Below are 25,067 nucleotides of genomic sequence, written 5' to 3'. Positions count from 1 at the left end.
ACGGCATGCTGGTGCACTCTTCTGGCAAGCTGTCCCGAGGGTGTGTGCGTGTCTCGGGGCCGACATTTGTGCCGACCCCGAGAAAGGTTGTGCCATTTTGGCGGACCCTGACAAGCCCGTGTGCTGTGTTGCATCTTATTTAGGCACTGTGACGATCCGGCTGCCAGCGCAGCTTTTGTGATCTGAAGTGTCGGTGTTGATTTCGGGGTGGATGGCTGATTGGTCTACGCCCGCGTCGGTAGCATCGATGGTGAGTTGGGTGGTGCCTACTGAGTCGGTTGCGGCGGTCAAGGTGATCCGGCCGACCCCGCCTGTGCTCTGCACGATCACAGCACCCCAGCCACGAAACAGTCGGCGGAAAGAGGAATGGTGGGACTCATTGCTCGATGGGTCGCCATTACCGACCCCAACGATTCGGGCGGGGCCCGACACCGTGAAGATTACGGTATCCGAGGCATGCACATTCAGCGCTCCTTCCGAGTCGCGCATGGATACCCTGACCACAATGGAGTCACGGCCATCACTTGCCAGTTCAGTGCGGGGCGGCTCGAGCTCAAGATGATCGGGCGATCCCGCCGTCAGCAAGGTGTGAGTCGCGACAACTTCTCCCGCAACAAGTCCGCGCGCTATTAGGGTCCCGGGTTGGTAACGGACCCCGTCGTCGATTTTGATCACTCCGTCTTCGACATTACGCTCGAGGACAAGGACGCCGTTGAGTTCCAGTTGCACGCTCTCTGTGTTGGCGATCACCCAAAGACGAATCGGCTCGCCTTCGCGGCCACGCCAGTTCCAATGCGGCATGATGTGCACAAGCGGCTCGGGCCGCCACACCGATCGCAGCAGCCAATAGTAGTCCTTAGGGATGCCGATCAGGTCTCGGGCACCGGTGCTGCTACTGGTGGCGGGCCAGCGGTTGGGGTTTGGTTCGCCGAGGTAGTCGATCCCAGACCAGACCGCTGCTCCGAGAATGTCGCGGCGGTCGGCGATGGATGACCACAGTTCGGGCATCGCTGTCATCTCCGAACTGCCGGACAGCTCTTCTGCGAAGGCCGCGAGGCCAGCCATCACTCCGAGCATTGATCCGAACGACGAGGAGTAGCCACGCTCGAGGTCGTCGGAGTATTGGCCGCGGACGGTGGGGTTCAAGCCCTCTTCGTCTCCGATGATCGCGGTCGATGGATACCTTCCCTTGACCTCGGGCAGGTGTCCCATGAGCCCGCCATAGTGGACCCCGATGATGTCGAGTTGACCATAGTAGTCCTCGTTCTCGTGGCCGAGAACGCCTCCGACTGTAATTGGTCTGCTGCTGTCGAGTCTGCGGACGGTCGTGATGAGATCGCGGAGAACGCGTGAACCGGTTGCGGTGCCTTCCAGTCCGAGTTCCTCGTTCTCCAGTGACCACATGACCACGCTGGGGTGGTTGCGGTCCCGGCGTACCAGGGTCTCCAGGTCACCCCGGTAGGGACCCACCGCGCTCAGCAGCCGGTTCTCCTCGATGACGAGCATTCCCATCCGGTCGGCGGCGGTGAGGAGTGCGGGGGTCGCGGGATGGTGGGCGCTGCGCACGAGGTTGCAGCCCATGTCGCGGATGAGTGCGAGCTTGTATTCGATGATGCTGTTCGGCAGCGCGATGCCGAGGCCGGCGAAGTCCTGGTGCAGGTTGGCCCCCTGAACCCACACGGCCTTGTCGTTGATCAGGAGCTGACCATCGGGGCTGATCTCGATGGTGCGGAAACCGTGGGGTGTGTCGACCTGGTCGATGACTCCTTCGGCTTGCTGGAGTGAGATCCGGATGGTGTAGAGCACGCCGTCGCCGACGTTCCACCGCTGTGGTAAGCCCGCGGACAACTCCACGCGATAAGTGCCCGTGTCACCCGGCGCGACGGCAACGGTGGTCTTTCCAGTGCTGACGACGGTTCCCGCCGGGTCGATGAGAGCTACCATCGCTTCCCCAACACCCGCCGTGCCCCCGTAGTTGACCGCGTCGAAGGTGACGGTCGAGGTTGTGGCCGATGCCTCGAAAACATCGGTCACGTTCACAGAATCAGAGCAGACGTGGAGGTTCGGGCGTGACTCGATCCACACGTCGCGGTATATCCCACCGCCCTCGTACCACCACCCTTCCGCCTCGGTCGTGTCCGTCTTCACCAAGATGACGTTGGGTCCGTCCTCCGGCTGGCGAAGTACGGTGGTGATGTCGATACGGCGGGGGGTGTACCCGCTGGCGTGTGTTCCGAACCAGAAGCCGTTCACCCAGATGTCGGACTGGCGCATGATGCCCTCAAAAGTGATGAGCACACGTCGCCCGTCCTCTATAGGCTCGGTGAAGACCTTCCGGTAGTAGGCGACCCCGACGGGCATGAATCCTTGCATCGACATGGCATAGTCGGGTCGGCGGGGATGATCCGGTGACGGCTGGAAGCCGATCCGCCAATCGTGGGGGAGTGTGACGGGTGACCACCGGCTATCCATGCGGGGGGGCCGAGGCCCGGCGAAGAACTGTGAGAACTCGTCGCCAACCTCGGCGATCTCGTCCTTGGTCGATCCTTCCGGATTGGTGTCAATGGCAGCGTTCGGCAGTTCCACGGTCGTCAGATCGGTGAACCCTCCCAGGAGAGCGGCCTTGGCCGATTGGCGCCGAGGCGGCAGGGCGAACTCGCCAATGAAGACCTTCCAGTCTGATGTGAACAGGCGGCGGTTCGTCGATGATGTCATTTGTTGAGACCTTTCCTAACACTGGGGAAACGACTGGCGTTCATTGACACTGCGATTTGGTCGCCGTCATCGAACTGATTTAATGCGCAGGACACAGAAGGCTCCGAGGACGGCGAAGGCGAGTGCGAAGATGAACAAGGGCTGATATCCACCGAGGTTGACGATGATCAGGCCGGCGATTGCCGGGGCGAGGACCTGCGGGCCGGAGCTTGCGATGTTGGCGACCCCGAGGTCCTTTGCGGCGTTATTTTGCGACGGCAGAACCTGAGTAAACAGGGCGGTATCGATCGCCTGGAAGCAACCGAATCCGAATCCGGAGACCGCACTGTAGATCATCATCCCGGTGAGGCTTGGCATGAAGAACGGGACCGCGAGTGCAATGCCGATGATCAGCGATGAAGCGAAGACGAAGGGCTTGCGTCGACCGACTTTGTCAGACAACCATCCTGAAAAGGTGATCGAGAGCAGCATCGCTATCAGTGTGATGAACCCCAGAAGGGGTATGGCCTGAAGGGCCCCCGCCTGCCCGAGGCCGATGTAGTCCTGGAGGATGTAGAACTGATAACCGGAGACCGAGAAGAACCCGAGAACGAGAAGGACGCGACCCCAGAAGGCCCACGCGAAGTCGGGGTGGCGGATCGGATTGACCCAGAATGTGCCGAGGAAGCTAAGCAGTGAGAACCGGGGCCGCTTCTCTGCCACGCTGGGCTTGTCGGGGCTCACGAGCACGAAGGCGAACATGGCCACCAGTAGGATCACAGCGAGCATCCCGTAGACGACGATGTATCCCTTCGGCACCAGGGACGAGGCGAGGATCTGGCCGCCTAGCGAGCCGGCCATGGTCCCGAATCCCATGACGGACGACACGACACCTCGAACCGCGGGGTGGATGCGATCAGGGATGACGGCGGTCAACGGTCCCTGAATGGCGTTCAACGTCAGGTTGAGCAGCGCAACAGACACGGCGATCATGACGACGGTGTTCGAGAACGCGATCGCAATCAGTGTCGCGGAAGCGAGGATCGCGCCGCCGATGAGATATGGCGCGCGCTTGCCGAATCTGCTGCTGGTACGGTCCGACAGCATCCCCCAGAAGGGCTGGGCGAGGGTGGAGATCAGTGCGCCGATCGATCCGACGATCGCCAGGTTGGCTTCCTTGTGCGCGCCGTCGATGTCTTGTAGTTGCATGGCGACGAGGAGTCCGGGGACGGCGCCCCAGACCATGAAGAGGCCGAGGTTGCCGAAGCCGAGCGAGAAGGTGAGTTTCCGGTTTCGCATCGGGAGCTCGGTGGGATCGGCAGCAATCGTGGTGGGATCTGATGTGGCTGACAACTCTGTCATAGTCGGTGTCTTTCGGTCAGGTGGCCGCCCTCATTGGCGGCTGGCATCATTCCTATCACAAAGTTGTACGAGTGGTAAATATGTTTTGTCCAAATGGTAAATTATTTTTTGTCAGAGTGCCTGCAATCAACCTGGGGCATCGCTGACGTGAATCGGTGAAGGCCAGGCCCGACGGTGACGGGATCGAGCCCGGGCAGGTCAACCTCCGCGGTGGTGCCCGATGGCACCGTGACGGTGGTCGACATGACATTGCCCGCCAGACTCCAGTCGATGGAGGCTTCCCCGTACGGGGTATGGTGCGTCGCGCCGGCACTGGTGAGCGTGCCACCTGGTCGGGGCGCGAATCGAATGCGACGGTAGCCGGGTGCGACGGGGGCCAGCCCGGCGACCACTCGGTGCATCCAATCGGCGACCGCGCCGAAGGCGTAGTGGTTGAATGACGTCATCTCACCGGGGTTCACAGTGCCGTCTGGGAGCATGCTGTCCCAGCGTTCCCAAGTGGTTGTGGCGCCCATCGTCACGGGGTAGAGCCAGGACGGGTTGTCTTCGTTCTGCAGTTGCAGGTATGCCTCGTCGAGGTTCCCACCTCGGGTGAGGGCATCCGAGACAACGGGGGTGCCCGCGAACCCGGTGGAGATCCGCCCGCCCGACGCGCGTACAAGTTCCGCCAGACGTGCCTCGCCGGCACGGCGAGCAACCCCGTTAGGGTAGAGTTCGAACGCTCCGATCAGGGCGTACGCGGTCTGCGTGTCGCTCGTGGCACGGCCATCGACCCCGAGATACCGATCTGCAAACGCCGAAGCGACCTCCGTTCCGAGCGCGGAATACCGTTCTGCGTCCCCGGCGTGCCCGAGAATCTCGGCGATCGCCGCGAGGCGTCGAGCGGAGTGCGCGAAGTACGCCGTGGCCACGAGATCGGGCGCGGTCAGCGCCTCGAACGGCCGGTCGGGAGGCGCGGCGGGATCGAGCCAGTCGCCTAACTGCATCGAGTTGTCGACGATGCGCGACGGGCCGGTGGCCGCTTCGACCTCATTGACCCACGCGACAGCGCTTGCGTATTGGGAGCGCAGGATCCCCACATCACCGGTGCGTTGGTGCAGCACGTCCGGGGTGAGCACCGCCACGTCCCCCCAGAGGGCCATCGGGCCTCTGACCATGCCCTCGGGGTACTCGCCGAGTGTGATGGACGGGACGTAGCCCGGGACGGTTCCTTCGTGAATCTGCTCGGCCGCCACATCGCGGAGCCAGGATTCGAGAAATCCGGAGACGTTGTAAAGGAAGGTGGCGGTAGGCGCGAACACCTGCAGGTCGCCGGTCCAGCCGAGCCGTTCGTCACGCTGCGGGCAATCCGTTGGCAAATCGACGAAATTCGACCGGAGGCTCCACACCACGTTCTCGTGCAATCGATTCAACATCGGGTCCGAGCTTCGGAACCAGCCCCGCCGTTCCAGATCGGAGTGGTATACCCGTGAGACGACATCATCTACTCCGAGCTCGCCGTTCCATCCCGTCACTTCCACGTACCGATACCCGTGGATGGTAAAACGCGGCTCCCATTCGATCGGCTCGCCGCCGAGCGTGAGCGTGTCGGTGGAGCCGGCAGTGCGGAGCGGTCGCGTATACAGTTCCCCCTCCTGCAGCACCTCAGCGTGACGTAACCGAATCGTCTCGCCCGCCGCCCCCCTTGCACGGACACGAAGCCGTCCGGAGTGGTTCTGGCCGAAGTCGAGGACAAAACGCCCATCACCCTTGTCGTCGATCGTGATCGGGTTCAGCTCCTCCACCGCACGAACGGGTGGGCCCGTCGGTGACACCAGTACGGAATAGTCGGTCGGGAGTTCGCGGGCGGGCGTCCATTCGCTGCTATCGAACCCCATCGTCGACCAGGCCGGGTCATGCAACCTGGCATCGAAATGTTCTCCGTCGTACAGGCCGGAACTGATGATTGGTCCCCCTCCCGCCAACCAGGAACGGTCACTTGCTACAACATGTCGATTCCCGTCATTTGTCACTATCTCGAGTTGTACAAGAGCGGACTGGTCATCACCGTATATGTTGCGAAGGCTCAGTCCTGAATGGCCCAGCCGCCCGCGATACCAGCCGTCACCCAGCCAGATGCCGATGGCATTCATGCCGGGAGTCACGTGGTTGGTGACGTCGAAAGATGCCGTACGCAGGCGGTGGTGGTAGCTTGTCCAGCCTGGGGTGAGCGCCTCATCACCCACTCGCTGTCCATTGATCTCGGCCTCGGCGACGCCGTGGGCCGTGAGGTGAAGGCGGGCCAGTTTGATTTCGCCCGGCACTTCGAACTCGGCTCGCAAACGGCCAGGGCGACGATCAGAATCCGGGTTTTCCTCCCATCCTGGACCAATGAAAGCTCCGTGCCAGTCAGCTGGCAGAATGAGGCCCAGCTCAATCGTCGACGGCTCGCTCCAAGCGCTCCAACCCAGATCGCCACATACCTGCACCCGCGCCGTAACGCGCTCCCGTGAGCGGAGCGATCGTGCGGGCCACGGGACCAGTACCTGCTCGTCGCCAGCAATCTCGTGTACCGTCGTTTCGGCGATTGCGCCCATCTCGCCGATACACACCTCCAGGCGGTAAGCCCGTTGGCCATAGTCTGCGTCCACCTGCGGAAACTGCCAGGATAGACGCGGTCTGGTCGCGCCGACCCCTATGCGATTCAGCTCGTAGTGTTCAAACCTCAGCTTGGTCGGCGCTGGTGAAGATATGCGAGCCCGCGATTCAATTCGGGGGCGAGAAGATTTGGCTGACACGGTGATGTTCGTCCCTCTATTCAGAGTCACCCTCGTTGGTAACACTGCGGTCATTTGTACCACGCCTTCGGACGATTGGTAGAAAATATTTCACTGTGTACGAGGTCGCCCGTAGAGGCGTGATCGCGGTCAAACGCCGACTTGGCCGCACGGTCATTCAGCCAGCAGATGCAGCAATCAAGGTACTAGCAGGCGGCAGGGTCTCGCATGTCAGGGTATTGAGATAGTCGAGGAGCTTCCCGGATATCTTGACCGTCGGCTCGTAGAACGAGTGCAACTGCAGTCCATCCCAGAGGGCAAGCAACCAGACGGCCTCAGAAATGGGGTCGATGTCTGAACGAACATGACCAGACTGGATCAACGCTCGGAGATCACCGGCGATCGAATCGATAGCGTCGGAATACCGCTTGCGGAAGTACTCATGTGCAGGGTGTTGAGAGTCTGCGGCCTCGCACGAGAGCACGGCATACAACCTGATGAGCTGAGGGTGGCGTTCGCTGTAGACCGCAAGGCGGTAGATGTTGTAAAGGCGATCGAGAGGAGTCTTCGGTTCAACCAGTGCGCTCTGGACCATGCGATCACGGCCATTGAGGACCGCTTCAAGGAGCGCTTCCTTGTTGGAGAAATAATACGAGAGACCCCCATGGGATCCCCCCATCTCGTCGGCGATCTCGCGCAGACTCGTAGCTAAGTAGCCACGTCGGGAAAACGCCGAACCAGCCGCGGCCAAGATCCGCGTCACTCGATCGCCGTGATTCTCGACTTCGGAGGGGGAGAAGGCGGTGACGTCAGCCTGGGCCCTCTCTGCCAGCACGCCCGCGTCAGTGCTCAGTCGCATCTGACCCTCGAGTATCGACGGTGGATCCACCCGCGCGGGAAGATAGAGCCAGATCAGCTGGAGCCCATCCCACGCGGCGGCGACGCCAACCGCCCGCTCGCCGAACAAGTCAGTGAGTTCGGCTTGGACGCGGCGCAGGCGGGCCGAGACGTAGTCACGCGCCGGATGCGTCGGAGCCGTCGCCTCACCGAGAAGAACCGCATAGAGCTCGACTAGCCGTGGTGTGGCAAGACTTTGTGCGGCAGCCATACGCAGCCGTGCGCGCGCACTCGCCCCGGTGGAAGGCGATAACTGGTGACCATCTGGCGAACGCCCCTCAACGACCTCAAGGAGCGCGACGAGCAAGTCATCCTTGCTCGAGAAATGGGCGAGAACCCCCGGATGGGACATGCCAGCACGCTTGGCAACCGCTCGGAGTGACGTCCCGTGAAACCCGACGGTACTGAACAGATCTTCGGCCGCCTCAAGGATCTTCGCCCGTGATTGAATAGTTCGAATGCGGCGTCCATCCACCTGTGAGCGCACAATCTCTCCTTGACTAATTCCTAACAAGGCTACCACTTGGCCAAATGGCTACCTGACGATCGCATCGACTTTCTAGCAACCGCCGCGTAGCCGGATCTGCCTGACAGAGAGGGGAAAGCGCTGTCGCAGGGGAGGAAGACCACGGCCGCGCAGTTGGCCTCCGACGTTGTTCACATTCGGGAATTGTCGGGGTTACCGATGGCCGGCTCGTGCGGTCCGTAAGACCGGCCAGCCCTCGGCCCGGAAACGCCTGACCCACCGGTAAGCGGTCTGCCGGTATACCCGGATCCGCAGCGATATGAGCACCGGGCGGCCGACGGCAACCCGGTCAGCAATCAGACGTCTCCGGGCATTAACGAGGGACACGAGGACCTCCGAGCGCAAAGTGGGTGAACTAGACAGCTCCACCTAGCCCGGAGGTCCTCCCCGTTTTCAACCTCTACACATCAACATCGTCATTGCGCAGTGCAACTAGAACGTCTTTTTGGCCGCCTCGTGCTGGTTAGTCGGCGTAAGGGTCGGCGATGCCGATGTATTGGGTGGTGGTGTATTCGGTGATGCCTTCGGTGCCGCCTTCGCGGCCGAGTCCGGATTGTTTGACGCCGCCGAAGGGGGCTGTGGCGTTGGAGATGACGCCGGCGTTGAACCCGACCATGCCGAACTCAATCTGCTCCGCCACCCGCAGGAGCCGGTTGAAATCGCGGCTGTAAAGGTAGGACGCAAGCCCGTACTCGGTAGCGTTGGCGAGCAAGATGGCTTCGTCTTCAGTGCTGAAGGTGGTGATGGGGGCGACGGGGCCGAAGATTTCCTGGCCCAGGAGCGCGGCGTCGTTGGGGACGTTGGCGAGGACGGTGGGCTGGTAGAAGTAGCCGGGCCCGTCCACGGGCGCCCCGCCGGTGACGGCAAGGGCTCCGGCGTCGACGGCGGCACGCACCAGGGCGTGCACGTCGTCGCGGGCGCCGGCGTTGATGAGCGGCCCCACCGTGGTGTCCGGTTCGGTGCCGCGGCCGGTGGCAAGGGCTGCCATCGCTTTGGCGAGTTTAGCGGTGAATCCGGCGGCGACGGTTTCGTGGACGAGGAACCGGTTGGCGGCGGTGCAGGCTTCGCCCATGTTCCGCATCTTCGCGGCCATGGCCCCTTCGACGGCTTTGTCGAGGTCGGCGTCCTCGAACACGACGAACGGGGCATTCCCGCCGAGTTCCATCGAGGTCCGTAGGACGTTTTGGGCGGCGTCGGCCATGAGGCGTTTGCCGACCGGGGTGGAGCCGGTGAAGGAAACCTTCCGCAGGCGGGGATCGGCCAGGAGCGGCCCGGAGATCCCGGCGGCCGAGGAGGAGGAGACGACATTCAGGACCCCGGCGGGCAGGCCGGCGTCGAGCATGGTCTGGGCGAAGTACTGTGCGGTGAGGGGTGTGAGTTTGGCGGGTTTGAGGACCATGGTGCAGCCGGCCGCGATTGCGGGGGCGACCTTGCGGGTCGCCATCGCGAGCGGGAAGTTCCACGGCGTGATCAGCAGGCAGGGCCCGACGGGTTTGTGCTGGACGAGGATCTTGTTTTTGCCTTCGGGGGTGGTGAGGTAGCGGCCGTAGTCGCGGACGGTTTCTTCGGAGAACCAGCGCAGAAACTCGGCCCCGTAGGTGACTTCGCCGCGCGCTTCGGCCAGGGGTTTGCCCATTTCCAGGGTTATTAGCAGCGCGAAGTCCTCGGCCCGTTCGGTGACCAGGTCAAAGGCGCGGCGCAGGATCTCCGCCCGCGTCCTGGGCGCGGTCCGCGCCCAGGACGCCTGGACGGCGTCGGCCGCATCCAAAGCGGCAATAGCGTCCGCGCTGGTGGCCGAGGCGAGGGTGGCGAGCACCTCCCCGGTGGCGGGGTCGTGCACGTCAAACGTGCCGTTATCGGACGCCTCCCGCCAATCCCCCCCCCGATCAAAAGGCCCGTCGGCACCGACGCAACAAGCGCGGCTTCCGTGTTGTGTGGGATGAACGTGGTGCTGGTCATGAATGTAGCCTCAAGGTTTTGGTAAGTGCGGCCGGTACGGCAGGAAGATGTGGCGGTCAGGCAGGGGTATCCGTGCCCGCATATGTGGTAATGGTCCGGGATTCCAGTTCGGGAATGATCTGCTGCACGCCGATGGCCTGGAAGTGTGGGGTCTGCCGGTGCTGTTCGAAGGCCTGAGCGGAGTGGTAGGTCTCCAGAATGACGATCTGCATGTCATCCTCCACGCCACGAAAGAATTCGTAGGAAATGTTGCCGGACTCGTTGCGGCTCTCGGACGCCATCCGGCCCAGGAGTTCGAGTACTTTATCGGTGCATCCCGGTTTAGTCCGGTAGCGGGCCACAACGTTGAAGGTGCTGCGCATGGTGTCTCCTTGGTTATGCGGGCGGTGGCTCGTGTGCGGTGCCGGCGTCCCTAACTGTTGCCGTTGCCGCCTTCGTGGACAGCCACGCTGGGTTCAATGCCCTCTGCGCCCACAACTTCTCGCCAAGCCTCCACGCCCGCCTGGAATGCCACGACTCCGGCCTCGGGCAAGGCGATTTCGATGGCTTCGAGGATCTCTCCGGGTGTGACGCCAAGATCCAGGGCGACGCGGATGTGGGACTGGATGTGGCCTTTGGAGGCGCGCATGACGGTCAGGCTGACGATGAAGATCAGTTCCTTGGTTTTGCGATCCAGAGTGCGCTGGTCCAAGTACGCGGCTGATACAACGTGGTTCGCTGCTTGCAGGACGGGGAAATCGTGCTTGGCCATGACCTTGTGGTAGTCCAGGACGTAGCCGCGCTGCCGGGCCATGTCATCGATGTATTCCTGTGCTGCGGCAGTCTGGTCGTTGATAGAGTCGATGGTCATGTTGAGGGTCCTTTCGAAGGGATGGGTCTAGGCGCCGCCGCGAAGGGGCGTACCGTTGGTTTTTTCGTAGTACCGGACGAACTCCGTATGGTCCGGCTGGGCACTTTCGAGGAACTGACGGCTTTTCTCGGCAGTTTCCTGCACAGTGAGGACGACGGGAGCCTCGGCCGACTGTCCGGAGATAATATTCCGGGCGATTTTGAGGTCCTTGAGCATCAGGTCCATTGCAAAGCCGGAGTCAAAAGTGCCTGTCAGGATGTGGCGCGGGTACTTTACTTCGGTTGCCTGGTTGCGGCCAGTGGAGCCGTTGATGACGTCCAGCATCCTCTCCGGTGTGATGCCGGCTGTGGCGGCAACTGTAAGGATTTCTGCGGCAGAGGCCAGGTTCGTGGCGGCCAGAAGGTTGTTCAGCGCCTTAGCCGCGTGCCCGGTGCCGGGTGGTCCCACGTGCGTGATGGCAGCGCCCATGGGGGCCAGGTGGCGTTTGGCGCGTTCGACAACGGTGCTGCCGCCGCCCACCATGATTGCCAGTTCTCCGGTGACGGCCCTGGCCACCCCGCCGGAGACCGGCGCGTCCACATAATCAATGCCTAGGGAAGCCGCCTCCGCGGCGAGGGCTGCCGTGCTCTCCGGTTCCGAGGAACTCATGTCTATGATGAGCGAGCCCGCAGGCAGCTGCCGGAAAAGTTCCGGGTCGCTGCGCAGGACGGACTCGACGATGCGGCTGTTGGGGAGCATAAGAATCACGGTGCGGACGGTCGATGGGATGTTCCCGAGGTCCGGCAGCGGCGTGCCCCCTGTAGCCTCTGCAACCTCCGCCGCTGCGGAAGGGTTGGTGTCGTAGACATAGAGCTGGCGCGTGCTGCCGGCGGCGTAGTTGACCACCATGGGGCGGCCCATATTGCCCAGCCCGATAAAGAGCGAGGCGGTGTTTTCGGTGTTCATTTTGATGTTCCTCCATCGATGGGTTCGTCCACGTTCAGGGAAGGCGGGGCCCGGAGCTACTGCCGGGCAATGAGGGTTCGGGCGACACGTCCACCACGACCTTCACCAGGGCGGAGCCGTCGCCCAGGGCGGCGTAGGCCTCCGCCAGTGTGTCAAGGGTGAACCGGCGAGGATCCACTACCGGCTTCAGATGCCCGCGGTCTGCCAGCTGGGCTGCCCTGGTCAGGATTTCCCCGTGCCGCTCGCGGCCCTGTCCGCTGAGCAGCGGATGCAGCACGTACACAGGCTCCAGTCTCAGCGCTCGGAGTGAAGCTTCGGTAAGATCGTGACTGCCAAAAGCGGAGCAGCTTGCAACCGCACCGCGCCACCGCGCCGCTTCGAAGGCGGCCTGCAGCGCTGACTTACCCGCCGTGTCATAGACGACGTCGAACCCTTGGCCTGCCGTGTGCCGGGCGACGTATTCCTCCACGGGCTCGGCGGCATAGTCAATGGGTGTGGCACCGAAGCTACGCACAATCGGTGCTTTCGCCGACGAGCAGGATGCCCACACCCGGGCTCCAAAGGCCACGGCTAGCTGGACCGCCATATGGCCCACACCCCCCGCACCACCCTGGACAAGAACCATGTGGTCCGAGGCTACAGCCAGCCGGTCGACCAGTCCCTCCCATGCTGTCAGCGTGACCAGCGGCATCGCAGCGGCCTCACGGAGGGATAAGGTCGCTGGAGCCAGGGCTAGCAGCGAGGGGTCGACGGAGACGAACTCCGCCAGTGACCCCTGCAGGCTTCCCACGCCTCCGGTCAGGCCGTAGACACGCTGGCCGGGCCGGAACCCGCTAACGCCGTTGCCCACCGACTCAACGATGCCGGCCATGTCCGTTCCCACGATTGCCGGGAAAACGGGAGGATGAGCGTACGGCGATCTGCCCAGGCGAATGCCGTTGTCGATGGGGTTCAGGCCCGCTGCGACAACACGGACCAGTACTTCTCCGTTCGCTGCTTCGGGTTGCTCAACCCAACGCACCGTCGGGGCGGGCAGACCGAAGCCTGTCATCTGGCTGGCACGCATCCTGGGCGCGTCCGGTCTCCTTGAGGCCACGGAATCAGGCGGAAGCAAACGCAGCTACAACCCCTGCGGCAATCGCCCCACGCTCCACCATTCCGCTGAGGATGATGTGCTCGGACCGGGAATGCGGGCCCGCGCCCACAGCCCCCATTCCGTCCAGGACCGGGATGCCGAGCGCGGTGGCGAAGTTTCCGTCGCTTCCCCCACCCACCGAGATTTCTCCCAGTTCCACGCCCAGACCGGAGGCAGCGGACTTGGCCAGCCGGTACATGCTGGTGGTGAGTTCGTTGCGTTCCATCGCCGGCCGGTTCCAGGCGCCTCCGATGGTCAGTTCGGCCCGTGGGTGCCGTGGCTTGAGGTTCCGGAACGCCTCGTCGATGCGTTCGATCTCGGAGTTCTGGACAATCCGGACGTCAATGTCGGCAAAAGCGGAGCCCGCCACTACATTGGACCTTGAGCCACCGTTGACCACGCCCACGTTCACCGTGGTGCCCTTTTCAAGGTCTGTCAAAGCGTGTAGGTAGAGCACGGCCCGGGACAATTCGTCGATAGCGCTGATTCCTGCGGTGTAGTCCGCGCCGGCGTGGGTTTCCTTTCCAGTGATGCGCAGCGAGAATCGGCCGATGCCCTTGCGTGAGGTCTTGATGGCGGTCTTTTCACTGGCTTCGAAGACGATGACGGCGCTGGAGGTCCTGCTGCACTCCTCGATTACGGCGCGTCCTGCCGGGCTGCCGGTTTCCTCATCACCGCTGAACAGCATGCGGATTGGGGGGACCGGGACGCCAAGTACCGTGAGGGCTTTCATCATCCATAGGGACTGCACCAGGCCGCTTTTCATGTCGTAAATACCGGGCCCTGTGGCAAAGTCTCCGTCCCGGGCGGGCGTCCACTCGAGGAGTGTTTGTTTCTCCCACACGGTGTCGTAGTGGGAGAGGAAGGTGAGCACGTTGTCGCCGTTCCCCTCATATTCGACGACGAGGACGTCACCGTGGGTGCCGCCGTCGTGCCTTGTTGTGGCAGCCGGCGCCGGAAGGTTGGCCGCCACCCAGGATTCGATCCAGGCAAGCCCGGTGTTGAGCTGGTCCTTGTCAGTGCTTGGAGTTTCGATGTTGACGAAGTCGAACAAGTCCTTGACCATGTCGTCGAAATGGTCCTGCAGCCAGGACTGCACTGCACGCACGGTGCCGACTGGGGCAATCGACGGAACGGCGAATTCGGTTCTTGCGGGCATAAATTCAGGCCACCTTCGTGGGTGTCAGTGCGGACAGGGCGGAGAGGTTCTCTTCGGTCAGGTCCCGTTCTCCTGCTTCGATTTCGGCCAGTCTGCGGAGGACGGCTTCGAGCAGCGGGGCGGGAACGTCCAGGTCGCGGGCCAGGGCCAGGACAGGTGTGTAGTGCGTGGGCACCTCCGTCTTGCGCTTCCGCACCGCAATATCTCGCCAGATCCCGCTGTGCTTCTTGGAGAGCGTATGGAGCCACGCGGCGAGTTCCCGTGTTGCGGCCGCGCCGTGGTCCGGATCCGTTTCCGGGCGGTAGGCGCCGGCATTGAAGGCGTCGAAGCTTTCCAGGGTGATGCCCTGCGCAGCAGCGATGGCGCAGATTTCCCGGGCTACCGCCGTCATGGTGGCTTCATAGGTGGTGACAGCCTCTGCCATCGGAACGTTGGACAACGATGTGGCCGTGAGCATGGCACCGTAGGCGAGTTTTGCCCAGAGGTAGCCCTGGATATTTGGGCTGGTGACCACCGGTCCCCAGGACGACAGGTCGGCAGCGAGTTGCCGTGTCCGGGCGGTGTCGGCACCGTCAAGTTCCCCCACCACCAGGGCGCCCACGCCGCCGTCATGAATGACGCCCGGCGCGATGACGTCCGCGTTCAGGTTCACGAATGCGCCCACCGTTCGTTCGCGTCCCACGACGGAGGCGATGCTGCCTTCGTTCAAGCCGTTTTGCATGGAGACCACCCACCCATCAGCCTGCAGCCTGGGGGCGATCCACTTCACTGCCGCTGCCGTATGCTGCGCCTTGACGGCGAGGACGACCCGGCCCAGAGACCCGCGGTAGTCCTCCGGAGCATACGCCCGCACCGGAACGGACGGTTTCTGCGGAAGCGATGTCTGGATCTGCAGCCCGCGCTCGTTAATCGTGTCCACGTGGTCGTAGTCGGCGTCCACCAGGACTACGGACTTTCCTGCCTGCAGCAGGTGGTAGGCGAGGGTCCCGCCAATGGCGCCTGCGCCCACCACTACGTAATCAGGGGTTGTGCTTTGGTTTGCCGACTTCATTGCTGGCTGCCTACCGTCTCCTCATCCCACTGCAGCGGCAGGGCCAGTGTGCCGGCCGTGGACCCGCCGTCCACCCGCAGCACCGCACCGGTCACCCAGTCCGCGTCCGGCCCTGCGATCCACTTGACGGCGCGGGCAATGTCATCGGGCTTGCCGAAGCGTCCGGAAGGGTTCTGCTTGAGCAACTTGGCGTAGCCGGGCTTGACCGGATTGATGGGGCTGTCGACGTTCACGAAACCCGGGCTGATCGCGTTTACCCGCACCCGCGGCCCGAGTTCAATGGCAGCTGCCCGGGTGAGCATCTCCATCGCCGCCTTTGAGGTGCAGTAGTGCGAGGCACCTGGCCGGGGCCTGGTGGCCGCGCCCGAGCTGATGTTCACTACGGTCGCCGGCACATCATGCTCTTCGGTCAATTTGCCAAGGGCCGCAGTGGCCAGCATGGGGGCGGTAACGTTGATGTTCTGGACCTTGTTCCAGGTATCGGCGTCCAGAGCAGTGAAGGGTGTAGACGGCACCAGCGCGGCACAGTTAACCAGGACATCGATGGGACCGAACCGCTCCCAGGCGCTGGGCACCAAGCCTGCGGCGAACGCGAGATCGCTCAGATCACCGGGAACGGTATGTATTTTGCTCTTATAGGCGGCCGACAGGGATGCAGCACTTTCGGTCAGCGCTTCCTCCCGGAGGTCCACGCCAATGACGTCGAATCCGTCCTCGGCGAACCTGGCCGCTATGGCGGTTCCGATCTTTCCGGACATACCGGTGATGAGGACCTGTTGCTTCTTATCCTGGGGCATGGAACGTTCCTTAATTCTCTTTGTCGCTTGCTGCCGAGTGGCTCAGCAAATCCTTGGGCTTGGGCACTGAGTGCTGTTCACGCACGTAGTCCGCCACCTCGCCATGGGTGGCGATCCAGACGTCCTTGTGGCCGGTGATGTATTCGAGCAGTTCGTGCAGGATGACGATCCGGGACCTGTGCCCGATGATGTGCGGGTGGCAAATGAGCTGAAAAACTCCGCCGTCGGCATACGCCGAATCAAACTCGTCCTTCATGATCGTCAACCAGGCCCGGGGCACCGTATAGGGCCGGTAGGGTCCGTAGCGCTGCATCATGAAGTACGGAGCGTCATCCCTGATCCACTCCATAGGGATTTCGACGATGCCGCTGGGTTTTCCATGCGTCAGGATTTCGTAGGGCATGTCGTCAGCCATCAGGGAAGTGTCATATTCCAGGCCGACTTCCTGGAGGATCTCGATGGTGGACGGGGTGAAATCTGCGCTGGGCGTCCGGATCCCGCGTGGACGCACTCCGGTCATCTTCTCCAGCACATCCATGCTGCGGTGGGCCAGGTCCCGCTCCGCCGCCTCCGGCAGTTCCGCGGTGCGCTCGTGGATCCAGCCGTGGGCCCCGATCTCATGCCCCGCTGCCGCGTAGGACTTCAGTTCCTCCGGGTGCAGCAGAGCTGAAACGGCCGGCATGAAGAACGTGGAAGGTGCGGAGTACTTCTCAAGTGCGTCCAGGACCCGCCGGGAACCAACCCGTGAGCCGAACTCGCCGCGCGCCAGGGAACCCGGTGAGGTGTCGCCGTCCCGAAGTGGGATGGTTTCGTGGTCGGGGTCGAAGCTGAGAGTCACAACGGCTTTCGCGCCGTTTGGCCATTCAGTGGGGGTAAGATCCCTGCCAGCGCGGACAGCGTTGACGTGGTTGCGCCAGGTGCTTTCATCCCAGGCCCAGGAGGGGGTTTCGATGGTCACGTTGTTTACCTTTTCGGTTGGGTGCTGCGGGTTTAGAGACTGCGCTTGGAGGTTTCGGGCAGCTTGATGACGGCCAGGAGGCCGATCAGTGCACCGACGGCCGGGTAGAGCCAGATGAAGTTGCCGTAACCGCTGGAGAACATCCAAGTGACGATCAACGGAGCCGTTCCGCCGAAGAGTGCCACGGAGAGGGCAAACGGGATAGCGGACCCGGCGGCCCTGGTTTCCACCGGGAACAGCTCGTTATAGGTACTGGCGATAATGGCGCCGTCGAAGGCCAGGAGGATGACGCCGATGAATTGGATGGCCAGCAGCGAAATGAAGCTGTTGCCCATGAACTGGAGCGCAGGGTAGGAAAGGACCACGAACCCGATGGTGAAGATGTAGAGATTTGCCTTGCGGCCGAACTTGTCCGAGAACTTGCCGCAGAAGGGCAGGATCAGGCAGGACAGGGTCAGGGCCATGGTGTTGATCAGGAGGGCGTCTTTGAGCGGGAACCCTGTGATGGTGTGCGCGAGGGTGGGCATGTAGGTGAGCCACAGGTAGTTCACGATGGTGGCCGGGATGCCAAGGCAGAAGACCTGGGCCATCTGCTTCGGGTTGCGCCTGAAGGCTTCCACGGCGCTGATGCCCTTTGCCTTTTCCGCACGGGTGGCAAGTTCGGCCGCTTCCTTCTTGAAGGCCTCGGTTTCATCCACGGTGCGGCGGAGCCAAAGCCCTACCAGGCCAAGGGCGGCAGCGATCATGAAGGCCAGTCGCCAGCCCCAGGATGCGACATCTTCCTTGGAGAGGAAGGTAGTAATCATGGTTCCGGTAAGGGATGCCAGCAGGAGGCCGACACCCGTGGACACCTGCTGGAAGGACCCAACGAAGCCGCGGCGGCTTGGCGGGGCGGATTCGGCCAGGAACGTCATGGCGCCGCTGCCCTCACCGCCGGCCGCGAAACCTTGTGCAAGGCGGGCAATGACCAGAATGAGCGGAGCAAAGAGCCCGATGTCGGAGAAGTCGGGGAGCAGGCCAATCACCAAGGCACCCGCTGAAGTGATGGTGATGGCGATGATCAGAGCCTTCTTGCGCCCATGACGGTCGGCAAAGGAGCCGAGAACCACTGCGCCGATGGGGCGGGCTACGAAGCCGACGGCAAAGACGGCTAGGGAGGAAAGGAGGCTGGTGATGCTGTCGCCGCCCGGGAAGAAGTGCGGCGAGAAAATGGCCACGAAAGTGCCGTAGATGGCCCAGTCGTAGTATTCGACGGCGTTACCCACCGAGGCTGCCATGACCGCTTTGCGCTGGTCGCGGGTAAGCCGTTTCGTGGTTGGCGTGGGCGGCGCCTGGGTGACGCTGGATTCTTCAACGCTCATTGCACAGTCCAATCAAGTGGTGTCGGGGAGGGCTGGTCCCATAGCGTGCCGGGGAAAGTTCACGGCGTGAGGTGGGCCACATCTGAGGGAGTAATTGAACTGTAGCGGTGAAATCCTTCGATGTGAAGAGCTGTGTGACAGAAAACTTCATTTCATTTATGTAAAAAGCTTGATACAGTCATCCGATTGGGACAGGATGGAGCTTAACCCCATGCGGCGATGGCTGCGGGATGACTGTCTAGAAGATCGGAACGACGATGCATCGTGGAAAATTTGCCGAGCCGCTGAAGCTGCGCGGAATCGGAATAGAGAACCGCCTATGGATGTCCCCTATGTGCCAGTACTCCGCCGGTGACGACGGACTGCCGAACAACTGGCATCTGGTGCATTACGGGGCAAGGGCCATGGGTGGTGCAGGCCTGGTCATGGTGGAGTCTACGGCGGTCGGTCCCCGCCACCGGACCACCGCCAATGACCTTGGCATCTGGAACGGTGCACAAATTGACGCTCACCGGGCATTGACCGGCGTCATCAGGGAGTTGGGTTCCGTGCCCGCAGTACAGTTGCAGTGTGCCGGGCGTAAGAGTTCTCATATGGTGCCGTGGCTGCAGAGCGGGCAGAACAGTCCGGTGTCCGTTTCGGACGGCGGCTGGGTACCCGTGGCGCCCTCAGCCAACCCGTTCGGCAAGCTCACTATTCCTGCCGAGATGACTCACGCGGACATTGACGAGGTTGTTGAGGCTTTTGCTGTCGCGGCCGCGAACTCCCATGAGGCGGGTTACGACATGGTAGAGGTGCACGCAGCGCACGGCTACCTTCTACACCAGTTCCTTTCGCCTGTGGTGAACCAGCGCACCGACGAGCACGGTGGATCGCTTGAAAACCGCATGCGATTGCCCTTGCGGGTGGCAGAGGCGGTAAGGAACGCATTTCCGCAGGACAAGCCGGTGGCTGTCCGGGTCACGTCGACCGACTGGATAGAGGGCGGAATCACTCTCGACGAGGCGAAAGTCTTTGCGCGCAAGCTTGCAGCCCTTGGCATCGACCTTCTCGACGTCACGTCCGGGGCTCTAGCGGTTGACGTTCCGCCGCCCAACCGCAACGGGCTGAACCTGGAATTCGCTGAAATCCTCCGGGCTGAGACGGATATTGCCGTTGCACCCGTGGGCCGACTGTCAGACCCGGCGCTGCTGAAGAGCATCTTTGACACCTCACCAGTAGATGCTGTTTTCCTGGGCCGTACACTGCTCACGGATCCCTACTATCCGCTCCGGCTCGTGCAGGACGCGCCCAAGGAATTCTGGCCGGTGCAGTACCACCGCGGTCTCTGAGAAGCAGGTGCCGCACCGAAAGCAAGGGCACCGACCTGGGCGTCAACCCTGCACTGCGCTGCCCCTCGCCACCCTGGCCTCAAAAAGCTGGGACAAGGCGGTTGAGGCTGTCGATGATTCCGACGGTCCGCCGTTGTCCGTCAGACGGATCCAATTCCGCCTGACGTCCTGGAGGTGCTCGCTGACCTCGGTCTGCTGGATCCCCGGCAGCTTGGAGAGCACCTCAGTTTCGAAGTAGTACATGTCCCGGATATCGCGAAGCTGGATGCCCAAGCACAAATTGAACCTACCTGCGGTGGCCCAAAGAAACTTGGTGGCCGGATTGTCGATTAGGGTTCCGGCAACTTCATCCAGCTCGCTGCTGTCCACCTGCATCCAGATCAACAGCTGGGAGCCGAAGCCCGCCGCGTCGGGCGCCAGTACGGCCCTGAAGTGGATGATGCCGGACAGTTCCAAGCGGACCAGGCGCCTGCCGATGGTGGATGCGCTCGTCTGCAGCCTGTCCGCCAGCTCCTTGTTCGAGAGGCGCCCGTTGACAGCCAGCAGCAGCAACAGCTCGCGGTCTATGGCGTCAAGGGCAACCACCTGCGTCGGCTGGGTCCCGTCAGATGAGGATGGGTTGGCCCCTTCATCCAGAGTCCGCAGGATCTTGATTGCCTCGGCGGAGAGGAGTCCCTCATTCCAGGCCCGGGTGGAGTGGAATGTGCGGGTGATGCTGAGTGTTTCAAGCTGGGCGACGCCTTCAATCTGCGCCAGCTCATGGGACAAGAGGTGAACGAGGGCGGGGCGGTCGTGTGCAACGATCTCCACAATAAAGGCTGCCGGGCCCGTGGTGGAGGTGCAAAACCTCACATCCGGGCGCTGCCGAAGGGCTTCCAAGACTCCCCGGTAGCTGGAGGGCACAGCCGAGACCCGAATCAGAACCGGGTTACCGAGTCCGGCACGCACAACGTCCACGTACGCCACGACATGCAGGATGTTGCTGCCCAGCAGACGTTTTCCACGCCTCACGACGGTGGACTCGCTGATGCCAGTTGCGACGGCTACGTCCTTCCACGAGGCCCTGCCGTTGATTTGCAGTGCTGCAATAATCTGCTGGTCAACCGCATCCAACTCGATGTCGACGGGGCTTTGCTGCATGATTCCTCCACGGCGGGTCAAAAAATGATCTCTTCTGCCACCATTCAACCCTACGCAAGGGACGCCACGGACGGCATCGTGAGGTAAAGAGGTAAAAATGCACTTTTCCGTCAAATTTCCCTTGTGTATGCATATATCAACCAATAGACTCTATTTCGATGCAGGTATCAGTTTTAATGAATGAAAGGTTGGAATCATGGCATCTCCACAAGTGAAAGTTAGGCGGCCTGACGGCCAGCTGCGGTTCGGTCTGATGTGGTTCAACTCTCAGACTCCTTACCTGACTTCAGCTGTCGCCGCGAAGCTCAACCCCCCGGTGCTCGACATAGCGGTGCAGACTGAGCTTGCCCAGGCTGCCGAAGCGGCGGGCTTCGATTTTCTTTTCATGGCGGACGGCTACATTGGCCACGGTGAAGCCAACAACCGAATCGGGCACGGCGAACCAAGGTTGTCGGCACCCATCTGGGCTCCGGTGCTCATGAACGCCACCAAGCACATCGGAGTTGCCACCACCCTCCACACCCGGTATATGTCTCCGGCCGTTATCGCACGTATGGGTAGCAACCTGGACACCATGAGCGGGGGCCGCTGGGCTTGGAACATCGTCCCGGGCACGAAGGACGACCCCATCATGGGTGTGGACCAGCAGGACCATGGTGTCCGGTACGCCCAGGCCACTGATGCAGTCCGTGCTGTCAAGGCCCTATGGAATGCCCGCGGCGCGGAGATGACCTACGACGGCGAGTACTACCAGATGAGCGGTTCCATGATGGGCCCGCATCCACTGCAGGAACCCTGGCCGCTGCTGTTCAACGCCGGCGTATCTCCGGCAGGCCAGGACCTTATCGCCTCCGAGTGCGACTACGGCTTCTTCACCGTTGTAGAGGATATGGCCAAAGTCCGTAAGCCGGTGGAGGAACTTGCCGCAAAGGCGGTGGCGAACGGCCGGGATCCCCTGGAAGTGAACCTTGTTGGCGGTGTATCGGTCCTCACCGCGGCCACCACCCGGGAAGCCGAGGACAGGTTTGCCGAACTCCGTGAAACCATCGACATGGACGCTGCCCGCGGCTGGCTGGACTCGTTCCTTGGGCGGAGCCAAACCTATCTGGAAACGCACAGCGGCGAAAGGGACAGGGCCGCCCGCAGCATCGGCGTAGGGTCAGGGGCGAAACCGCTGATCGGAACGCCGGAGGACGTTGCCGAGCAGATTCTTGAAATCAACCGCGAAACAGGCCTGCGCGGATTCCAGATTCTGCCAATGACCTGGTCTACCCAGGGCCTGCTGGACTTGGGGCGCATGTTCACCACACTTGAAAAAGCTGACGCCTGGACGGCGCCGGCGAACCGGGGATGGAGCTGGTAATGACACAGACAATGTCAGATGTATCGACGGCGGTAACATTCACCGCCGGTGAACTGCGGAGCGTCTTCGGTACCTTCCCCACGGGAGTAGTTGCCATTGCGGGTGTCGTCGACGGCAAGCGAGTGGGGATGGCGGCCAGTTCCTTCACCTCAGTCTCCCTTGATCCGCCGTTGGTCTCGGTGGCGTTCGATAACGGGTCCACCACTTGGCCGGTCCTGCGGAAATCCGACCGATTGGGAATCTCGGTGCTTGCCGAAGGACAGGACTTACTGTGCAGGCAACTTGCGGCAAAGAACGCCGACCGTTTCGCCAATGCACCAACAACCACTGGTGGGGGAGGTGCCGTCCTCTTCCATGGAGCCGTCTCCTGGCTGGAGGTTGAACTCCACGATGAGATGCAGGGCGGGGACCACTCCATCGCACTGCTCGCCGTCAAGGCAATGCACACCTTCAACGGCACGGCCCCCTTGGTATTCCATGGGTCCGGGTTCCGGGCCCTGGCTGCGTAAAGGATCACGCTGTGGCGCGCTTGCGCCAACAAGCCAGGCGGAAACTGAATTGCTCCCCCTGAAGAGGACTGAGAATTTTCAGTTTCAGATTTGAGGGGAGCAGTTTTTGTCTGTGACGCAGCGGGTGGGCGAGTACGGGCTGCGGCCCAAGCGCGACGGCATGCCAGTGATGCCCAAGGCCACACCCTCCCGGGAACCCGGCGCCGCGCCTTCGCGGAGGCCTGGCGCGGCGCCGTCCCGGAAGCCCGGAACGGCCACAGGACGCGGAGTTTGAGCAACTGAGTCTGGAGAACGAACTGCTGCGGGCTGAGGTGGCGTACTTGGGAAAATCGCGGCCTTTGAGGGCTCAGGAACGACGGGGAAGGTTCAAGCCCTCATCGCCCCCATTAGGCAGTCCAACAAGCGCTGGCCTGGCCGCACTGCTGGCAGCAGCAGTATGAAAGCAGCCCCGGTAGTTCTCGCAGCTACTTCTACTCCCGTACTTTCAACGCCGATAACGGACGTTATGTAAACTAAGATCGCCTAACAATCCCCTTTTGTGAACCGTGATTGCTTGGTTCGCGACTTCTGCGGCTACAAGATGGCTCACATCGATGCCCGACGAAGGCTCTACGCTGAATCAACACCGGTGTCACCCGAAGCTCCAGCATCGATAGGTATCGCCTGGAGTAGCTCAGCGAAGTTTTCCACGATGCCATCAGGCATTTTAGATCTGTGTTCTACATGCCATCGAAGAGCCGTTACGCATAAGGACAGTTCCGTCTCGGAAAGGTGCAAAACTGGACGTTGTGATTCCTTGGCTCCCTTAGATATTGCGCGGTCAGCGGCTCTCGCCAGCCGAATATACGGCGCCCGTCGGGAAACAGGCCAGATATTCGATCGTATTGCAAGGGTGGCATAGCTGACCGCGGCCGATCTTGCAACCTCTATTTCGGCTTCCGTGGCAAACGAGAAGGACAACGCATCGGATGAATTCTTGCGAATACGTCTCAAATCAGGACGATGAAGTTTCAAAGCAACCGCGATTCCTTGACTCTGTCTTTCGTTATTGTAATGTTAGGGCACCTTCGATGAAACGCAGTAGAGGCGGTGCCGATGTCCAGCTCAAGATTTGACCCGCATCTCCCCGATGAAAGTCAGGCCGCGACACTCCGTACTCTGATAGAGGCACTCAACACTACAAAATCCTCGTTACGTGAAGTCGGGATCCAACTGCCGTCGACGGAAGCAAGGGTCAGTGGGGTCACTCCGCCCCTGACCAGACTCGTTGCGGCAGCCGACGCGGCTTCACCTGCTGTCTATGAACGGCGCTCCAAGGTCATTTCGTCGAGTTCTGCTCCCGACTTCGCACTCTTCACCCTCAGATACTCTCATCGTTCGGGTCACGCATGGAAGAGTGAACTGGCTACGCTCCGGCCTGAGTTCCGGGCCTATGAAGTCAACCGCATGGCGCGAGCGGCCCGCCGCAGAATGGCCAAAGCAGAAAAACTCGGGCTTAACCCTGATCCCATAGGGTCCACTGAAGCCCTAGGACTCTCGTTAAAAGAGACCGAGGACCTTGCCATGAAGGCTGTCAAGACTCCCCGTAAGAGGCTCAGGCGGAAGAGAATCAAACAGCTGGCGGGTAAGTTGGATGGTGTCCTGGTCATCACAAAGAACACGCTTGATGCAAAGTCCCAAGCGACCTACGCCTACTCGTATTCAATTGCCTGCGCGATTCTAGGTTGAGCCTTGGATCTGGGGCCCTGGTCGGGGTGGGCGTCCGTTGCGGTGGCAGTGCTGAGCATCGCATGGACTATTGCAGTTGCCTCGGTAGCGGCGTGGCGCAACCGCCGCATTGCCGCTTACTCGGTCATAGTGGTGAAGGACGAGAAGGTGGAACCGCCCAACCCGGCTTCGCGTGTGCACAACAATGATGACTACCCAATCACTAATGTGGATCTCCACGACGAAACTTGGCGAGTGCACAACTATGGGGACTACCCAATCACTGATGTTGAGCTCCGCGACGAAACTGAAGAGCAAATAGTATCCTTGGCAGATTTTGTCGCGCCAAAGTTGCCCTCGGAGCCTTTCGTCATTAGTCCCGTCCACAAGCAATTGGTCTATCTCATTTACCGTGATGCCCGAGGACTGCTTTGGAAAAGGAGATTCAGACCAAATGGCCAGCAACTTCCCAAGCGGAAGAGAAATTACGTTGAACGGACCAAAAGGTCGTGGGTCGTTGTAAAGACAGGCACAAAGGCGGTTTTTCGACGATAACCCGCTCCTCAT

18 protein-coding genes and 1 pseudogene are annotated in these 25,067 nt (G+C 61.7%); 4 read left to right on the top strand and 15 right to left on the bottom strand.

The annotated features are described in order from the left end of the window. Positions 1-135: 135 nt before the first annotated feature. From ACSSVG_RS23470 to ACSSVG_RS23405, 14 genes and pseudogenes are all read right to left on the bottom strand, one after another. Positions 136-2,715 carry a glycoside hydrolase family 2 TIM barrel-domain containing protein gene (locus ACSSVG_RS23470; RefSeq protein WP_492419491.1) on the bottom strand — a complete coding sequence of 860 codons (2,580 nt, stop codon included), beginning with the start codon at positions 2,713-2,715 and terminating at the stop codon, positions 136-138. 66 nt (positions 2,716-2,781) lie between these two features. Then, a complete protein-coding gene (locus tag ACSSVG_RS23465; RefSeq protein WP_492419490.1) occupies positions 2,782-4,056 on the bottom strand; it encodes an MFS transporter in 1,275 nt (424 codons plus the stop codon). Between the two features lie 101 nt (positions 4,057-4,157). After that, a complete protein-coding gene (locus tag ACSSVG_RS23460) occupies positions 4,158-6,887 on the bottom strand; it encodes a family 78 glycoside hydrolase catalytic domain (RefSeq protein ID WP_492419488.1) in 2,730 nt (909 codons plus the stop codon). 103 nt (positions 6,888-6,990) lie between these two features. Continuing rightward, entirely contained in the window at positions 6,991-8,196 is a 1,206-nt protein-coding gene (locus ACSSVG_RS23455) for a TetR/AcrR family transcriptional regulator (protein ID WP_492419486.1), read from the bottom strand. Between the two features lie 502 nt (positions 8,197-8,698). Continuing rightward, a pseudogene (locus ACSSVG_RS23450) lies at positions 8,699-10,194 on the bottom strand (NAD-dependent succinate-semialdehyde dehydrogenase). A gap of 56 nt (positions 10,195-10,250) precedes the next feature. Then, positions 10,251-10,556, bottom strand: a complete 306-nt coding sequence (locus ACSSVG_RS23445; RefSeq protein WP_492419484.1) for a putative quinol monooxygenase — start codon at positions 10,554-10,556, stop codon at positions 10,251-10,253. Positions 10,557-10,606: 50 nt separating this feature from the next. Then, entirely contained in the window at positions 10,607-11,044 is a 438-nt protein-coding gene (locus ACSSVG_RS23440) for a carboxymuconolactone decarboxylase family protein (protein WP_492419481.1), read from the bottom strand. A gap of 27 nt (positions 11,045-11,071) precedes the next feature. Then, on the bottom strand, positions 11,072-11,989 hold the full coding sequence (locus tag ACSSVG_RS23435; protein ID WP_492419480.1) for an NAD(P)-dependent oxidoreductase: 918 nt from the start codon (positions 11,987-11,989) through the stop codon (positions 11,072-11,074). A gap of 34 nt (positions 11,990-12,023) precedes the next feature. Next, positions 12,024-13,040, bottom strand: coding sequence for a zinc-dependent alcohol dehydrogenase family protein (locus ACSSVG_RS23430; RefSeq protein WP_492419478.1), 1,017 nt, complete (start codon positions 13,038-13,040; stop codon positions 12,024-12,026). 49 nt (positions 13,041-13,089) lie between these two features. Beyond that, entirely contained in the window at positions 13,090-14,283 is a 1,194-nt protein-coding gene (locus ACSSVG_RS23425; RefSeq protein WP_492419476.1) for a M20 family metallopeptidase, read from the bottom strand. Between the two features lie 4 nt (positions 14,284-14,287). After that, positions 14,288-15,334: a ketopantoate reductase family protein gene (locus ACSSVG_RS23420; RefSeq protein ID WP_492419474.1), complete on the bottom strand. Its 1,047-nt coding sequence runs from the start codon at positions 15,332-15,334 to the stop codon at positions 14,288-14,290. After that, positions 15,331-16,131 carry an SDR family NAD(P)-dependent oxidoreductase gene (locus ACSSVG_RS23415; RefSeq protein ID WP_492419472.1) on the bottom strand — a complete coding sequence of 267 codons (801 nt, stop codon included), beginning with the start codon at positions 16,129-16,131 and terminating at the stop codon, positions 15,331-15,333. The genes ACSSVG_RS23420 and ACSSVG_RS23415 overlap by 4 nt, the downstream gene beginning before the upstream one ends. Before the next feature lie 10 nt (positions 16,132-16,141). Next, positions 16,142-17,089: a polysaccharide deacetylase family protein gene (locus tag ACSSVG_RS23410; protein ID WP_492419471.1), complete on the bottom strand. Its 948-nt coding sequence runs from the start codon at positions 17,087-17,089 to the stop codon at positions 16,142-16,144. A 32-nt stretch (positions 17,090-17,121) separates the two neighbouring features. Further along, the gene (locus tag ACSSVG_RS23405; RefSeq protein ID WP_492419469.1) at positions 17,122-18,450 is read right to left on the bottom strand and encodes an MFS transporter; all 1,329 of its coding nucleotides are present in this window, start codon (positions 18,448-18,450) and stop codon (positions 17,122-17,124) included. Positions 18,451-18,707: 257 nt separating this feature from the next. On the opposite strand from ACSSVG_RS23405, the gene ACSSVG_RS23400 reads away from it, so the two are divergent. Then, positions 18,708-19,781, top strand: coding sequence for an NADH:flavin oxidoreductase/NADH oxidase (locus tag ACSSVG_RS23400; RefSeq protein WP_492419467.1), 1,074 nt, complete (start codon positions 18,708-18,710; stop codon positions 19,779-19,781). A gap of 42 nt (positions 19,782-19,823) precedes the next feature. Here ACSSVG_RS23400 and ACSSVG_RS23395 read toward each other — a convergent pair whose 3' ends face one another. Next, complete coding sequence (locus ACSSVG_RS23395; RefSeq protein ID WP_492419466.1) at positions 19,824-20,921, bottom strand: Lrp/AsnC family transcriptional regulator; 1,098 nt, start codon at positions 20,919-20,921, stop codon at positions 19,824-19,826. A 196-nt stretch (positions 20,922-21,117) separates the two neighbouring features. On the opposite strand from ACSSVG_RS23395, the gene ACSSVG_RS23390 reads away from it, so the two are divergent. The 3 genes from ACSSVG_RS23390 to ACSSVG_RS23380 all read left to right on the top strand — a co-directional run bounded on the left by ACSSVG_RS23390 (position 21,118) and on the right by ACSSVG_RS23380 (position 24,521). Next, positions 21,118-22,284 (top strand): LLM class flavin-dependent oxidoreductase, encoded by a 1,167-nt coding sequence (locus ACSSVG_RS23390; RefSeq protein WP_492419464.1) that lies wholly within the window; start codon positions 21,118-21,120, stop codon positions 22,282-22,284. Further along, positions 22,284-22,793, top strand: a complete 510-nt coding sequence (locus tag ACSSVG_RS23385) for a flavin reductase family protein (RefSeq protein ID WP_492419462.1) — start codon at positions 22,284-22,286, stop codon at positions 22,791-22,793. The genes ACSSVG_RS23390 and ACSSVG_RS23385 overlap by 1 nt, the downstream gene beginning before the upstream one ends. A gap of 1,095 nt (positions 22,794-23,888) precedes the next feature. Beyond that, positions 23,889-24,521: a hypothetical protein gene (locus ACSSVG_RS23380; protein WP_492419460.1), complete on the top strand. Its 633-nt coding sequence runs from the start codon at positions 23,889-23,891 to the stop codon at positions 24,519-24,521. Positions 24,522-25,067: the final 546 nt, after the last annotated feature.

Source organism: Paenarthrobacter sp. E2MeOHC11 (assembly GCF_058744955.1).
Note: the sequence above shows the minus strand (reverse complement) of the source record. Positions and strands in the feature narration are given on the sequence as shown.

Bases quoted from the DNA above. Each gene is read 5' to 3' on its own strand.
- ACSSVG_RS23415 (WP_492419472.1), bottom strand. From the start codon at position 16,131: ATGCCCCAGGATAAGAAGCAACAGGTCCTCATCACCGGTATGTCCGGA.
- ACSSVG_RS23460 (WP_492419488.1), bottom strand. From the start codon at position 6,887: ATGACCGCAGTGTTACCAACGAGGGTGACTCTGAATAGAGGGACGAAC.
- ACSSVG_RS23400 (WP_492419467.1), top strand. From the start codon at position 18,708: ATGCATCGTGGAAAATTTGCCGAGCCGCTGAAGCTGCGCGGAATCGGA.
- ACSSVG_RS23405 (WP_492419469.1), bottom strand. From the start codon at position 18,450: ATGAGCGTTGAAGAATCCAGCGTCACCCAGGCGCCGCCCACGCCAACC.
- ACSSVG_RS23385 (WP_492419462.1), top strand. From the start codon at position 22,284: ATGACACAGACAATGTCAGATGTATCGACGGCGGTAACATTCACCGCC.
- ACSSVG_RS23430 (WP_492419478.1), bottom strand. From the start codon at position 13,040: ATGACAGGCTTCGGTCTGCCCGCCCCGACGGTGCGTTGGGTTGAGCAA.
- ACSSVG_RS23470 (WP_492419491.1), bottom strand. From the start codon at position 2,715: ATGACATCATCGACGAACCGCCGCCTGTTCACATCAGACTGGAAGGTC.
- ACSSVG_RS23435 (WP_492419480.1), bottom strand. From the start codon at position 11,989: ATGAACACCGAAAACACCGCCTCGCTCTTTATCGGGCTGGGCAATATG.
- ACSSVG_RS23445 (WP_492419484.1), bottom strand. From the start codon at position 10,556: ATGCGCAGCACCTTCAACGTTGTGGCCCGCTACCGGACTAAACCGGGA.
- ACSSVG_RS23440 (WP_492419481.1), bottom strand. From the start codon at position 11,044: ATGACCATCGACTCTATCAACGACCAGACTGCCGCAGCACAGGAATAC.
- ACSSVG_RS23380 (WP_492419460.1), top strand. From the start codon at position 23,889: ATGTCCAGCTCAAGATTTGACCCGCATCTCCCCGATGAAAGTCAGGCC.
- ACSSVG_RS23420 (WP_492419474.1), bottom strand. From the start codon at position 15,334: ATGAAGTCGGCAAACCAAAGCACAACCCCTGATTACGTAGTGGTGGGC.
- ACSSVG_RS23395 (WP_492419466.1), bottom strand. From the start codon at position 20,921: ATGCAGCAAAGCCCCGTCGACATCGAGTTGGATGCGGTTGACCAGCAG.
- ACSSVG_RS23465 (WP_492419490.1), bottom strand. From the start codon at position 4,056: ATGACAGAGTTGTCAGCCACATCAGATCCCACCACGATTGCTGCCGAT.
- ACSSVG_RS23390 (WP_492419464.1), top strand. From the start codon at position 21,118: ATGGCATCTCCACAAGTGAAAGTTAGGCGGCCTGACGGCCAGCTGCGG.
- ACSSVG_RS23425 (WP_492419476.1), bottom strand. From the start codon at position 14,283: ATGCCCGCAAGAACCGAATTCGCCGTTCCGTCGATTGCCCCAGTCGGC.